Source organism: Acinetobacter pseudolwoffii (assembly GCF_002803605.1).
GTDB lineage: Bacteria > Pseudomonadota > Gammaproteobacteria > Pseudomonadales > Moraxellaceae > Acinetobacter > Acinetobacter pseudolwoffii.
In genome coordinates this window covers 201,431-214,584 of record NZ_PHRG01000002.1, presented here as the reverse complement: position 1 = coordinate 214,584, position 13,154 = coordinate 201,431, and the positions used below count along the sequence as shown (strand labels likewise).

The 13,154-nt window shown below is 44.1% G+C and carries 11 protein-coding genes; 8 read left to right on the top strand and 3 right to left on the bottom strand.

The window, feature by feature from the left end:
* Positions 1 to 8 precede the first annotated feature (8 nt).
* The 3 genes from CWI32_RS05700 to CWI32_RS05690 all read left to right on the top strand — a co-directional run bounded on the left by CWI32_RS05700 (position 9) and on the right by CWI32_RS05690 (position 4,472).
* Complete coding sequence (locus tag CWI32_RS05700) at positions 9 to 1,244, top strand: lipoprotein-releasing ABC transporter permease subunit (protein ID WP_005097633.1); 1,236 nt, start codon at positions 9 to 11, stop codon at positions 1,242 to 1,244.
* Positions 1,237 to 1,920 carry a lipoprotein-releasing ABC transporter ATP-binding protein LolD gene (gene lolD / locus CWI32_RS05695; RefSeq protein WP_005170024.1) on the top strand — a complete coding sequence of 228 codons (684 nt, stop codon included), beginning with the start codon at positions 1,237 to 1,239 and terminating at the stop codon, positions 1,918 to 1,920. Before CWI32_RS05700 ends, lolD begins: the two co-directional genes overlap by 8 nt.
* Before the next feature lie 86 nt (positions 1,921 to 2,006).
* A complete protein-coding gene (locus CWI32_RS05690; RefSeq protein WP_100534842.1) occupies positions 2,007 to 4,472 on the top strand; it encodes a DNA internalization-related competence protein ComEC/Rec2 in 2,466 nt (821 codons plus the stop codon).
* Here the strand turns inward: CWI32_RS05690 and CWI32_RS05685 are convergent.
* Positions 4,461 to 5,435: a lysophospholipid acyltransferase family protein gene (locus tag CWI32_RS05685; protein ID WP_005170027.1), complete on the bottom strand. Its 975-nt coding sequence runs from the start codon at positions 5,433 to 5,435 to the stop codon at positions 4,461 to 4,463. The two genes, CWI32_RS05690 and CWI32_RS05685, sit on opposite strands and share 12 nt — an antisense overlap.
* 126 nt (positions 5,436 to 5,561) lie before the next feature.
* On the opposite strand from CWI32_RS05685, the gene sppA reads away from it, so the two are divergent.
* Complete coding sequence (gene sppA / locus CWI32_RS05680; RefSeq protein WP_100534841.1) at positions 5,562 to 6,584, top strand: signal peptide peptidase SppA; 1,023 nt, start codon at positions 5,562 to 5,564, stop codon at positions 6,582 to 6,584.
* Complete coding sequence (locus tag CWI32_RS05675; protein ID WP_005170030.1) at positions 6,581 to 7,384, top strand: alpha/beta fold hydrolase; 804 nt, start codon at positions 6,581 to 6,583, stop codon at positions 7,382 to 7,384. The genes sppA and CWI32_RS05675 overlap by 4 nt, the downstream gene beginning before the upstream one ends.
* A 61-nt stretch (positions 7,385 to 7,445) precedes the next feature.
* Here CWI32_RS05675 and purN read toward each other — a convergent pair whose 3' ends face one another.
* A complete protein-coding gene (gene purN / locus CWI32_RS05670; protein ID WP_100357839.1) occupies positions 7,446 to 8,075 on the bottom strand; it encodes a phosphoribosylglycinamide formyltransferase in 630 nt (209 codons plus the stop codon).
* 6 nt (positions 8,076 to 8,081) lie between these two features.
* The gene (purM, locus tag CWI32_RS05665) at positions 8,082 to 9,152 is read right to left on the bottom strand and encodes a phosphoribosylformylglycinamidine cyclo-ligase (RefSeq protein ID WP_005106398.1); all 1,071 of its coding nucleotides are present in this window, start codon (positions 9,150 to 9,152) and stop codon (positions 8,082 to 8,084) included.
* 135 nt (positions 9,153 to 9,287) lie between these two features.
* On the opposite strand from purM, the gene cxpE reads away from it, so the two are divergent.
* From cxpE to rbtA, 3 genes are all read left to right on the top strand, one after another.
* Positions 9,288 to 10,508: a chloramphenicol efflux transporter CxpE gene (gene cxpE, locus CWI32_RS05660; protein ID WP_100534840.1), complete on the top strand. Its 1,221-nt coding sequence runs from the start codon at positions 9,288 to 9,290 to the stop codon at positions 10,506 to 10,508.
* Positions 10,509 to 10,522: 14 nt separating this feature from the next.
* A complete protein-coding gene (gene hda / locus CWI32_RS05655) occupies positions 10,523 to 11,227 on the top strand; it encodes a DnaA regulatory inactivator Hda (protein WP_005097624.1) in 705 nt (234 codons plus the stop codon).
* A 120-nt stretch (positions 11,228 to 11,347) separates the two neighbouring features.
* The gene (gene rbtA / locus CWI32_RS05650; protein ID WP_100534839.1) at positions 11,348 to 13,147 is read left to right on the top strand and encodes a rhombotarget A; all 1,800 of its coding nucleotides are present in this window, start codon (positions 11,348 to 11,350) and stop codon (positions 13,145 to 13,147) included.
* Positions 13,148 to 13,154: the final 7 nt, after the last annotated feature.

Sequence of the window (13,154 nt, the reverse complement as noted above, 5' to 3'; positions counted from 1 at the left end):
AGATGGTTATGTTTAAACCAATCTCGCTGTATATAGGGTTGAAATATACTCGCGCACGGCGTAGTAACCACTTCATTTCTTTTATTGCATTGGTCTCAATGATCGGTCTCACGCTCGGTGTAGCAGTCCTCATTACAGTTTTGTCTGTGATGAATGGGTTTGACCGAGAGTTGAAAAATCGTGTCTTGGGAATGATACCTCAAGCTACTGTTTCTTCAACGCAAATTCTAACAAATTGGCCCGAACTTGCAAAGCAGATTGAGCAGCATGAGCATGTCCAGGGGGTCGCACCATTTACCCAATTACAGGGCATGCTGACGGCACAGGGACAGGTTGCCGGGATTATGGTCAGCGGGATTGAACCCGAGTATGAGAAAAAAGTATCCATTATACAAAACCATATGGTCGAGGGCAGTATTGATAGCCTGAAAAAAGGTGAATTTGGTATTGTTCTGGGCAAGCAGATGACCGATGCCATGGGGGTCGGTTTAAACGATAATATTACCCTGGTATTGCCAGAGGCGACCCCTTCACCAGCAGGTGTGGTGCCTCGTTTCAAGCGCTTTAAAGTGGTGGGAATTTTCAGTATTGGTGCTGAAGTCGACTCGATGATGGGATATATCGCTTTAAATGATGCTTCAACTTTGTTGCGTCTACCAGATGGTGCACAAGGCGTGCGTTTAAAACTGGATGATATTTTTGTCGCACCGCAAGTGTCTCAGGAAATCGTGCGGGATTTACCAGCCAACTTCTACGCATCTGACTGGACTTATACCCATGGTAATCTGTTCAGCGCGATCCAGATGGAAAAAGCCATGGTCAGCTTGTTATTATTCCTGATTGTGCTGGTAGCGGCATTTAATATCGTTTCATCACTGGTGATGGTGGTGACGGATAAAAAATCGGACATTGCGATTTTACGGACTTTGGGTGCTTCGCCTGCCACCATTACCAAAATCTTTATGGTGCAAGGCACGGTGATTGGGGTGATTGGGACATGTGCCGGCGCAATCCTCGGGATTATTGCAGCGACCAGTATCAGTAGCTTTATCGGCTGGTTAAACAATACTTTGGGTCTGAATATGTTTGATGCCTATTTTATCAATTATCTACCTTCTTATTTACGCTGGCAGGATGTCTTGGTGATTGTCGGCTTGTCATTGGCCTTAAGTTTTGTCGCGACGATTTACCCCGCTTTACGTGCAGCAAAAATTCAACCGGCAGAGGCTTTGCGTTATGAGTAATCTGATTTTAGATGCCCAGAATATTCACAAATCCTTTACCGATGGCAAAGCCACCGTCGATGTGATTCGAGGCTTGTCGCTGCAGGTCAAAGCAGGTGAGTTTGTCTCGATTGTCGGTTCGAGTGGTTCTGGTAAAAGTACCTTATTGCATGTTTTGGGTGGACTGGATCGACCAACATCAGGGCAAGTGATGGTCAATGGTCGCCGTTTCGATACCTTGTCCGAAGCAGAGCGTGGCTATGTGCGCAATGAGCATTTGGGTTTTGTGTATCAGTTTCATCATCTGTTGCCAGAATTTACGGCACTGGAAAATGTAGCCATGCCCCTGATGCTCCGCGATAATGTGAAGTTTAAAGAAGCCAAACAGCAGGCTGAATACTTGCTGGAGCGGGTTGGTCTTTCGCATCGTCTGACACATAAGCCAGGTGAATTATCTGGAGGTGAGCGCCAACGTGTGGCCTTAGCGCGTGCAGTGGTGGGCAAACCTAAACTGATGATGGCGGATGAACCGACCGGAAATCTGGATCGTAAGACTGCAGCAAAGATTTTTGAACTGCTCACCGAATTGCAACGTGAATTCAATATGGCGATGCTGATTGTGACGCATGATGAACAACTGGCACATGCTGCAGACCGAATTTTACATATGCAGGATGGTCTTTGGGTCACATCCTAAATCAAGAGAATATTCGCATTTGATTGAAGCTCACTCCGGTGGGCTTTATTATTGGGTGAAATAATAACCATAAAGAATAAGATCCAATGTTGCAGTGGCTGTGTATCGGCTGGATTTTAGGCCTGGCCTGTATGGGGAAAAGTTTTCTGTCTGTTCAACTGGGCAGCACGGTCGTTCTAATCGCGGTATTACTGTGGTATCTGGGTTGCCGTAAATTAAAGCACATTTTCAACACACCATTACGCAATTTGGTCATGACTGGTTCAAGCCTGCTGTTAGGATTATTTCTAGGCCATGGCTATGCCAATCTGCAACTGTCTGAACGCTTGTCGACGCGTGAACATGAAGTCTCCGAAAAACAGATTGTGGTGCATATCAAAGACCTGAATAAACTTGGTGAGCAGAATATCCAGCAAGCTCTGCATGTGCTCAGCCCTGATGGCAGTACAGTTAAATGGATGGGCTTTTTGCCTGTCCAAGAACCCGTGACTCAATCCAGTTTGATAAATGCGCAGATAAAGCAGCACCTCCTTGAACTTGGACGATATTACTTAATTCAAGGCCAAATCCGACCTCATCATAGTTATGCCACCCCCGGATCTTTTGACGCTGAAAAGTGGGCATTACAGCAAAATATCATGGCCGGTTTCCGAATCAAGAGCATTCAGGAGTTACAACCGCAACAACTTTATGCGCTTGGTCATGGCAAATATTTACGCCAGCAGCAAAATTTAAGTCCGCGAATTTTACTTTGGGTAGAGCGGCAGCGACTGGCATTAAGAGAATTCGTAGCCAGGCAACCCGTACAGCATAAAGGTTTGTTATTGGCCTTATTAAGCGGTGATGAAAGCCTGTTAGATCCGGCGACAGAGCGACAATTCCAGCGTTTTGGTATGAGCCATTTATTAGCCATTTCCGGGCCGCACGTTCTGATCTTTGCCTTGATGGTCTGTGGTACTTTGCAATATCTGATTTCAAGATTTATGCCGCATATTTATCTGAAATGGCCAAGGCAGTATTTTTTGAGCCTGCCTTTTTTACTATGTGTCTTGCTGTACTGCGCCTTTGTGGGCTTTGAAATTCCAGCGCTACGCACTTTATTGATCTGCGTGATTGTGACCTTTACCTTGTTGCTCAGGCAAAATGTGCAAGCTTTAAAATTACTGATTCTGAGTGCTGCCTTATTATTGCTCTTTGATCCTTTCAGTATTTTGTCGGCTGCATTCTGGCTGTCTTATGGGGCCTGTTTTGTTTTGCTGCGAATCTATCAGACCATTCAGCAGCAACCGCGTCAGATAGAACAAACCTTATTACAACGGCTATATTTTGCGTTGAAAGTGCTGCTGGAATCACAATGGAAAATCTTTCTGGCACTATTTCCCTTGATGATGCTGTTTTTTAAGCAGATCGCCTGGATTACCCCATTCAGTAACCTGGTCGCGATTCCATGGATTGGGCTGCTAATAGTTCCAGTCGATATTCTGGCGGCTTTGTTGTTTTTTATTTCAGAGCCACTTTCCAGTGTGGTATTTCAATTGAATAATGTTTTCATTCACATGCTGCTGGCATTTCTGGATCTGCTTGATCGGCTGTTTGCTCCACAACTGATTCCGGTGGCGATGAATGTCTGGATGATTGCGCTGTGTATTCTGGCCTTAATGATTGTATTTTTACCGCGTGGCCTATTGCCCAAAAGCTGGACGGCGCTTGCCTGTGTGCCACTGTGTATTCCTCAGCTCAATCAGCATGCATTTCAGCTCTCTATTCTGGATGTGGGGCAGGGACAAGCAATTTTTCTTCGGGATGGAGCACGCAGTATGATGATCGATATGGGTGGCTATTATGATGAAGAAAAATTCAGTATCGGTCGACAGGTGATTCTGCCATTTCTGTCTGTGCAAGGTGTGGGTAAGCTGGATCAACTGATTTTAACCCATCTGGATCAAGATCATAGTGGCGCTTATCACAGTATTAAACATCAATTGAAAATTAAAGAGGTATCGTCCAATCAGATTCCTGAAATAGCGCACTCCTCCCGTTTTCAGTTCTGTCATCAAGGTCAGCAGTGGCAATGGTCTGAAGATATTCAGTTTAAAATTCTGGCACCTCGGCAGCAGCAGTTAAATACAGCCCATTTCAATAAAAATGAACGGTCTTGTGTGGTATATCTGCAAGTTAAAAATGCCGGGCCTTATCAAAATTTTTTACTCATGGGCGATGCGGGTTGGGAGACTGAGTATCAGCTGCTCCAAGATTATCCTGAGCTTAAAGTTGATGTGCTGGTGCTTGGACATCATGGCAGTCAGCACAGCTCAGCCTATCAGTTTTTAGAAGTTTTACAGCCTAAACTGGCAATTGTTTCGGCAGGGAAATTTAACCGTTATGGCCATCCGAGCCAATTGACTCAGCAGCGGCTCAAAGCCCTCAATATTCCGTTACTGAATACGGCAGAGCAGGGTAGTCTGCACTTTCAGCAACAAGACTCAAAACTGGTACTTTCAGCCGAACGACATCAATGGCAATGGTTATATCGTCAGCCTTTAAGTCGCTGATTCTAAAGCGGGCGAAGCTTCATGTAATTCCTGAGTTCTTAACGCATTTACTTTGCCTAAAGCCTGTTCATGCTCCAGTGTATAAAGATTGCCCAAGCCCTGATGTGCATTAAAGCGTTTATAGCTCCAGTGATAATGTTCAGGATGGCGACGGATTAAATTTTCAATACTATTGATAATGACTTGCGTGCCCTGATTGGCATTGCCACTATAAATTTTTTCGTCGATCGCTTCGATAAAGATATCAAAACCATCTTCAGTATTACGCAGGGCATATAAAAACAGAGCACGGGCTTTGGTCTTTTGAATCAGCTTGGCACTTAAATTACTGGTGGCCAAAGGCACGCCAAAATACGGAATATACTCACCACCCACATTGGGCGTATGATCTGGCAAAATCACGGTGGTGCCGCCTTGTTTTAAGGCCTTAAAGATCTGACGGACACCGGATTCATCGGTCGGTACCAGATGTGCCTGTTCACGGCTACGGGCAGCCCGTACAAATTGATCCGCAGTCTGATTTTTTACAGGTTTGTACATAATGGTCATGGCGGTAAACTGGGCAACATAGGCATTCATAATTTCCCAGGTACCAAAATGCGGCACAATTAACACCAGACCTTTATTCTGTGCCAGTGCCTCATGAAGGAGATCTTCGCCAATAACGCGATGCACACGTTTGATATTTTTTTGATTGCTTGAGCCCCAAATGGTAAAGAACTCGAAATATGACATTAATTCATTGCGAACCGCGGCACGGTTAATACGTTCACGTTCATTATCAGACAGTTCAGAGAGACTGATTTCTAGGTTCAGGCGAATGACTTCCGAGGTTTTCGTGACTTTGAAACTGTTTACAATAAAGGCCAGGATGCGAGCCATCCATCGAGAAACTGGAAGCGGTTGGCGGCTAATGTATTTGAGTAAACCGTAAGCTGAATTCCGTGAGTCCTGTTTCGTCATTGATTTCGTCTAAGTACAATAAAAAGAGAACAAAATTTATTATAGGCGAAAACGTTTTGTTTAGACAGAATTACCCGATTCAGTGTATATAATGGGTTCAATATAAATCAATTTATTGGATTATTTATGTCCGATTGGCCACCAAAACCTGAAAATCAAATACAAAATACACAACAGCCAGTTCAACCGACTGGTCCGGAGTGGAAATTGCTGGAAAAAGCGGTTTTAGCTTCGGTTGAAGAGCAGCGTCGTGCGCGCCGTTGGGGAATTTTCTTTAAATTCCTGACTTTTGCTTATCTGCTTGTGGTGATTTTGGCACTCGGCAAGAGCTGTAGTTCAGTTTCCTCAGATGCCAACGCTGGCGCAGGTGCTCATATTGCCGTCGTCGATATTATTGGTACGATTGCTGCCGACAAGCAGAGTGTCAACAGTAGCAATACGATTAAATCGCTGAAAAAAGCTTTTGAAAATAAACAGAGTAAAGCCGTAGTGCTGAATGTCAACTCGCCGGGTGGTTCACCGGTACAGTCCGATGAAATCTGGCAAGAAATTCAGTATTTGAAAAAGCAGTATCCCGAGAAAAAACTCTATGCAGTGATCGGTGATACCGGTGCTTCAGGTGCTTATTATATCGCTTCTGCTGCGGATGAGATCATTGTCAATCCATCGAGTTTAGTCGGTTCGATTGGTGTGATCATGCCAAATTATGGCGTGAGTAATTTGCTGCAAAAGCTTGGTGTTGAAGATCGCACCATGACTTCAGGTGACAATAAAGCCTTGCTGTCGATGACTCAACCAGTCGATCCTGCACAAAAAGCCCATGTACAAGGTGTCTTGGATAATGTGCATAGTCACTTTATTAATGCGGTAAAACAGGGGCGTGGTAATAAACTGAAATCAACCGATCCTGCGATTTTCTCTGGTTTGTTCTGGACCGGTGATCAGGCGGTGAAACTAGGAATCGCAGATCGGATCGGAAGTTTAAATACCTTGAAGCGCGAACTGAAAACTGAAAGAGCCTTGAATTATACCATTGAATATAGTCCATTTGAGTCCGTATTGGGTCGCATGGGCTCATCGATTGGTGACGGAATTGCCACTTCAGTTGCGCAGAAACTTCAGTCAGAAAACAGTACGACATTGCAATGAAACCATTGATTCATTTCGCGCACGCCAATGGCGTGCCATCGAAAGTCTATCAAAAGCTGTTTGATGGACTGCAAGATGATTACGATATTATCTATGTGCCGCTCTTAGGGCCTGATAAACGTTATCCAGTGGATAACCATTGGAAAAGCCTGACTCAGCAAGTGATTGACAGTATTGTGCGTCAGTCAAAAGGTCGACCGGTGATTGGTTTGGGACATTCTCTAGGATCAGTATTAACTTTCCAGGCTACCTTGCAGCGTCCCGAACTGTTTTCGCAGATGATCATGCTGGACCCGCCGATGATTATGGGTAAAGAAGCCTTTGCCTTGCATCTTGCGAAAACTTTGCGCTTAAAAGCTTTGGACAGAATGTCTCCGGCAGGTCTGTCCAAGCGCCGTCGTGATCATTGGGATTCACGTGAACAGGCAGCAGCGTTGTTGCGTCCTAAAGGTTTTTATCAAGACTTTGATGCCGATTGCTTCCAGGCCTATATTGAGCATGCTTTGCAAGATGATCCGATTCGGGGCGGAGTAGAACTCACCATCCCTAAAAAGGATGAAGTGGCCGTGTTTAGAACCAATCCCTCACTGTGGTGGTTGCCTCAGGCGAAACCGAAAGTTCCGGTACATTTGGTCGTGGCTGAGCAAGGTCCATTTCTGGCCCGCAAGTTCCCGCAGCAGGTCGAAAAGAAATTTGGTATTCCTTTTACCGTGGTAGAGGGAGGACATATGTTTCCATTGGAACAACCCGATCAGGTAGCGGACTTAGTAAAGCAATTGATTCAGCAACAATCTGTTTGAATCATTAAAAAGAGAATATAAAAAACGCATCCGAGGATGCGTTTTTTATATTTAAATGATGTTAAAACTTGCAGAATTGAACAGGTTCTTGCATTTTCTCGTTTCGATATAGCACACCGTCTTCAGTGTGTTGAATGGTACCGCTACAAATCCATTCCACGACTTGAGGATAGATTACATGTTCAAGGCTATGCACACGCATTGCCAAACTTTCTACCGTATCGTGGTGAGAAACCTTGAGAACACCTTGAGCAAGCGCTTGGCCTGCGTCAAGTTCAGCCGTGACATAATGCACCGTACAGCCGTGCAGAACATCACCGGTATTGAGTACACGCTGATGGGTATGCATGCCTTTGTAATAAGGCAATAGAGAAGGGTGAATGTTCAACATTTTCCCTTCCCAGGCTTTTACAAATTTTTCACTTAAAATTCGCATAAAGCCGGCAAGTACCACCAGATCCGCATCCCAGTCCAGCAGTTGCTGATGCATCACATCATCAAACGCTTCTCGGTTTGGATATTGCCTGTGTTCAATAACTGCAGTGTGAATTCCTGCTTGTTGCGCACGCGTTAAAGCAAAGGCTTCAGGTTTATTGGAAATCACGCCGACAATTTGCCCTGAAAGATTGGCATCAATCAAGGCTTGTAGATTTGATCCGCTACCTGAAACAAGTACAGCAATTTTAATCATGCGGAATTATGCGAAGATCACACGAATTTTTTCGTCTGCACCTGCAACCGATTCAGCATTGTCTTGAATCTGACCCATTGCCCATGCTTTTTCGCCAAGCTGGTTGAGTAATTCAACAGTTTTGTCTGCATCAGCTGCATCAACAACCAGCACCATGCCGACGCCACAGTTGAAAGTACGATACATTTCAAATTGTTCTACGCCGCCTTCACGTTGTAGAAGTTTGAATAGCTCAGGCCATTCCCAAGAAGATTCATTTACCAACGCTTGAGCACCGTTTGGAAGTACGCGAGGTAAGTTACCTGGTAAACCACCACCGGTGATGTGTGCCATCGCATGGACATCAACGTGTTTTAACAGTTCAAGAATTGGTTTTACATAAATGCGTGTTGGTTCCATTGCAACATCTGCAAGTGGGCGGCCATCGACGATTTGATTCAGGTCAACGTTTTTCACGTCCAGGATTTTACGAAGCAGTGAGTAGCCGTTTGAGTGCGCACCTGAAGAAGCTACACCAATTAAAACGTCACCCGCTTTGACTTTAGAGCCATCAATAATTTTACTTTGCTCAACAACACCGACACAGAAACCTGCAAGATCGTAATCTTCGCCTTCATACATGCCTGGCATTTCAGCAGTTTCACCGCCAACTAATGCACAGCCAGCAAGTTCACAACCAGCGCCAATACCAGTGACTACATTTGCAGCAACATCAACATTTAAGTGACCAGTTGCATAATAATCAAGGAAGAACAGTGGTTCAGCACCACAGACAAGAAGGTCATTCACGCACATTGCAACCAGGTCTTGACCAATTGTGTCATGACGGTTCAAATTCAGTGCCAGACGTAATTTTGTACCAACACCATCTGTGCCAGATACGAGAACAGGTTCTTCATAACCTTTAGGAATTTTACAAAGTGCACCAAAGCCACCTAGACCGCCCATAACTTCGGGACGTGAGGTACGCTTAGCGACAGATTTGATACGATCGACTAACGCGTCGCCCGCCTCAATGTCGACACCTGCATCTTTGTAGCTTAAACCAGTGTTTGGGGTAGAAGTTGAGTTGCTCATAATGAAGTCTCCGCATTCGCGGGTGCGATTATAACCTGAATATGTAAAACTCTTATGGTATTTGTGGCCTAAAATGCTATCTTTATTAAAATATTTTAATTTTTAGAATGATTAATAGAGAAAAGGCAAGATTCTATGGTCGATCGTACTTTACGGCGCATTCTTATACTTGCTGGTATAGCATTGATACTTTGGGTTTTATATCTGCTTAAACCAGTTGTGGTTCCTTTTGTTGCAGCTTTTCTAATTGCTTATTTATTTAGCCCACTGGTCGATGTTTTGCACCGCATTGGGCTGGCTCGATGGCTCTCGATCAGTATCGTATTTATCGGGATTGGGATCGTGGTTACATTGGTGATGTGGTATCTGGTGCCACTAGTCTGGCAGCAGCTGATGTATGCGCGTGATAGCATTCCGGCCGGGATTCACTGGATCAATTACACGTTCCTACCTTGGCTTTCCGATAGCTTTAATCTGGTTCCGATGGAGATCGATACTGACCAGATTTCCTCAGTAGTAATGGACTATGTCCAGACCAATTATAGTGCTGACAGTATTCAGGCAATGCTGCTGAAACTGGCACAATCTGGTCTGAACTTTATCCAGATTGGTGGCACGATTGTCCTGATTCCGATTATTGCCTTTTATTTCTTGCTGGATTGGGATCGTATGCTGGACAGCTTACGCCGCCTGATTCCCCGTCCTTATGAAAAAACAACCTTAACTATTGTGAGTGAATGTCATAGTGTGTTAGGTGCCTTTGTCAAAGGTCAGTTCCTGGTCATGGTTCTGCTGGGCGTAGTCTATGCAGTGGGACTGCAACTGATTGGCCTAGAGATTGGCTTGATCATTGGGATGATTGCCGGATTGTGCAGTATCATTCCGTATCTTGGTTTTGCGGTTGGAATTATTGCCGCAGTCATTGCAACCTTTTTCCAATTTGGAATCGACTGGTGGCAACTGGTATTGGTCGGGATTGTCTTTATGGTCGGGCAGGCCGTCGAAGGCTATATTCTGCAACCGTTCTTGCTAGGTGATAAAATCGGTCTTTCTCCTGTAGCTGTAGTGTTTGCAGTTCTGGCAGGTGCACAACTGGCCGGTTTCTTGGGCATGCTGATTGCCTTACCGGTGGCAGCCGTGATTGTGGTACTACTGCGGCATGTACGCGAGTACTATGAACACACAACATTTTATGGAGATCGGGCCATTGTGATGCAAGATGCCTCTACCGGTTCAATCAATATCGAAACAGCAGACTTAGATGTTGATATTGAAATGAAAAAGCCAGAGAAAAAACCGCTGCAAGCAGAGGAGAACTCAAGTAAAATTCATGACCCCCATGGTAAAGACTCATAAGGCCAAAAAATCATATGCGTCAATTGCAGTTAGATATAGAACCTCAGCTTGATGCCCGAATCAGTGATTTTTCAGGGCCAGGTTGGGGGCATGTGATTGATGCAGTGCGTCAATTGCATGCAGGCTTAATCAGCCGTTTTTATGTCTATGGTGGGGCGGGAACAGGCAAAAGTCATTTATTGTCAGCCATCTGTGACTCTTATCTTGAAGTAGGGAAATCTGCGATTCAGGTATCTTTACTTGAGCTTCTAGATGCCCCGACCGAGGCAATTACCTCGCTGGATCGTTTTGATCTGGTCGCACTCGATGATATTGAAGCGATTAGTGGTGTGCCGCATTGGCAGCGCGCAGTCTTTCATCTGATTAATTATAATAATGAAGGTGGCGGACAGTTGGTATTTTCTTCACGCTTTGCGCCGATTGAACTTAAGCTTGAGTTACCAGATCTACAGTCACGCTTAACACAAGCGGTGAGTACCCGTGTGCCGAGTGGTAGTCTCTATGCTGATCGTTATGCGCTGGTTTCATCCGTACTAGATCGTCGGGGGATTCATTTAGATCCTCAAATTTTTGACTATTTACTGAGTCATGGGCCACATCAAACTTCGGTACTTCTTCAGAGATTAGAGCAAATTATTCAACTGCTTAAGGGAGAAAAACTGAAGGTCAGCAATGCCAATCTGCGACAGATTTATGCCTTGATTGACGAATATCGGTAAATCATAAAAATTCTTGAGTAATTACTCAGTCTATGCCACAGTAAGGCAAAATAATTCACAGTTGCAAGGATTCTGCAACTTTAGAAGAAAAAGAAAGAAATAAAAATTAAGGAGAAGGTTATGCTCAAGAAGAGCATAGGCATGGCTTTGCTGTGTATGGCAGGGCAGGCGTATAGTGCAGATATTATTGTAACCACGACAGAAGATATTGAAAAAGATGACAAGGAATGTTCACTTCGAGAAGCCGTTGAATATATTAACCGGGGCTTAGCCAAAGAAGGTTTTATGGGATGTGGTGGAGAAAATTCATCCAGTACCATTATTTTAAAAGAAAAAAATACTTATGTGCTCAATAAGCATATAGCAATCAAAAAATCTCTAAGCATTCGGTCTGTAGCTGATAGCGATGAAGAATTCAGTACAACTGAAAAAACACTGGGTCTGCATAATGCCCATATTCAAATGCAAGGAACTGACAATCTATTTCGCCTTAACAGCACAGATACACTAGTTCAGCTTAACTTAAAAGAACTAGACCTCGAAGGCTGTGGCAAAGTCAGTTGTGCTGAACAAGGTGGTCTGATTCATAATAAAGGCCAAGTGGTGGTTGAATATAGCCGTTTATTTAATGGTGCAGCCAATTTGGGTGGGGCAATTTATAATACGGGACAATTTGGTCAGAGCTTTCTCAGTCGTGTTGAAATTAAAAATAGCCTGATTGAAAATAACAAAGCACAACGAGGTGGCATTTTATATAGCGAGTTGCCCGCTTTCCTTATCAGGCAAAGTGTCCTTAAAAATAACCAGACCTTAAATAACTCGGCGGCCAATATTTATAGCGCCGGGCAGTTTGCTGACACAGAGAATCTTCAAAACATTAGTGCCGAAGTATTAAGTAGTACCCTATTAAAAAATAAGGGGACACTCATTAATGTCATGGACGGGATGGGATTAAATAACCTAACGATCGTTGATAATGCTGATACTGCTTTACGTATGAATGCCCCGGCTGGCAGGGCTTATGTGGCAAATAGTATTATTTTAAGAAATGGTGCACAGGACTGCCAAATTGAAAACGGCGATAAAACCCTGATTCAAAACAATCTGCTGACTGTGTCCTGCGGTACAGGGGATGCTGTTGCTCCAAATGAGCTTTGGAATGGTACACAAATCTTAGCCGAAGCTTCAAATAAGAGTGAAGGTGTTTGTCAAACCTTGAGTGAAAATAGCACAGCCATACTTTGTCCATACAGCGTTGCTAAAGGGCAATTTCTTGGTTATATGCGTCCACGTATTTTATTAAGTCATAATCAGGTCAGCGACTCATCTATTGTAAATAGAGGTACAGCGCTTAATCTTGCAGCCCCGACAGTGGCATGTGAAGCTGCTGACCAGCGTGGTATCAACCGTTTAATGGATAATCTGTTCTGTGACCGTGGTGCGATTGAAATCACTGTGCCAACCTCAGGGAGTCTGGTTGGACAAGACCTGTTAAAAGGTGAAATTGCCAAATTTTCAATTGAATCCTTTTTGGGTGATAGTGATTTAATTCCAAAAGAACAATGCAATGTCATGGTTGGTCAACAGCTGACAGGTGAGCCTTGGCAAGATGGATGTTTGAAAGTTGTGCAAACTAAAACAGAGTCCAAAGGTAAAACACGCATCGATATTCATGGCAATGTGGTGTATACCCCAGATTCGACTTGGCATGGGGCAGATATCTTCGAGCTGCAAGTGGTAACCACATCCACGCGATTTAATAAAAGTAAACCTTATCTGACCATTACCACTCAAATCGTGCAGGAGCCAAAAAATGAAATGGAAGACAAATCAGTCAAAACTTCAGGTGGTGCATGGGGCTTTGGTGGGCTACTGATTTTAATTGGGTTAATGGGTTTGCGCCGTGAATTAAAAGATTAAGGAAAAA

Coding starts and splice junctions, on each gene's coding strand:
- CWI32_RS05685 (WP_005170027.1), bottom strand. CDS start 5,435: ATGACGAAACAGGACTCACGGAATTCAGCTTACGGTTTACTCAAATAC.
- rbtA (WP_100534839.1), top strand. CDS start 11,348: ATGCTCAAGAAGAGCATAGGCATGGCTTTGCTGTGTATGGCAGGGCAG.
- lolD (WP_005170024.1), top strand. CDS start 1,237: ATGAGTAATCTGATTTTAGATGCCCAGAATATTCACAAATCCTTTACC.
- purN (WP_100357839.1), bottom strand. CDS start 8,075: ATGATTAAAATTGCTGTACTTGTTTCAGGTAGCGGATCAAATCTACAA.
- sppA (WP_100534841.1), top strand. CDS start 5,562: ATGTCCGATTGGCCACCAAAACCTGAAAATCAAATACAAAATACACAA.
- CWI32_RS05675 (WP_005170030.1), top strand. CDS start 6,581: ATGAAACCATTGATTCATTTCGCGCACGCCAATGGCGTGCCATCGAAA.
- CWI32_RS05700 (WP_005097633.1), top strand. CDS start 9: ATGTTTAAACCAATCTCGCTGTATATAGGGTTGAAATATACTCGCGCA.
- hda (WP_005097624.1), top strand. CDS start 10,523: ATGCGTCAATTGCAGTTAGATATAGAACCTCAGCTTGATGCCCGAATC.
- CWI32_RS05690 (WP_100534842.1), top strand. CDS start 2,007: ATGTTGCAGTGGCTGTGTATCGGCTGGATTTTAGGCCTGGCCTGTATG.
- cxpE (WP_100534840.1), top strand. CDS start 9,288: ATGGTCGATCGTACTTTACGGCGCATTCTTATACTTGCTGGTATAGCA.
- purM (WP_005106398.1), bottom strand. CDS start 9,152: ATGAGCAACTCAACTTCTACCCCAAACACTGGTTTAAGCTACAAAGAT.